Source organism: Pseudomonas sp. I2, assembly GCF_040984075.1.
GTDB classification, from domain to species: domain Bacteria; phylum Pseudomonadota; class Gammaproteobacteria; order Pseudomonadales; family Pseudomonadaceae; genus Aquipseudomonas; species Aquipseudomonas guariconensis_B.
Genome location: NZ_JBCGFQ010000252.1, coordinates 1 through 285 on the forward strand (window position 1 = coordinate 1; position 285 = coordinate 285).

The 285-nt window shown below is 65.6% G+C and carries 1 protein-coding gene; it reads left to right on the plus strand.

The genetic code is table 11. From position 1 onward, the window contains the following. On the plus strand, positions 1-285 hold a 285-nt coding region (locus WCE05_RS26495), incomplete at both ends, for a carbon starvation CstA 5TM domain-containing protein (RefSeq protein WP_368816906.1).

Sequence of the window (285 nt, forward strand, 5' to 3'; positions counted from 1 at the left end):
TCAATACCCTGTGGCCGCTGTTCGGCATCTCCAACCAGATGCTGGCCGGTATCGCCCTGATGCTCGGCACCGTGGTGCTGATCAAGATGAAGCGCCAGCGCTATGTCTGGGTCACCCTGCTGCCGGCCGTGTGGCTGCTGATCTGCACCACCACCGCAGGCCTGATCAAGCTGTTCGACCCGAACCCGGCGGTGGGCTTCCTGGCCCTGGCCAACAAGTACAGCACCGCGCTGGACGCCGGCCAGGTACTGGCGCCGGCCAAGGACCTGGCGCAGATGCAGCACG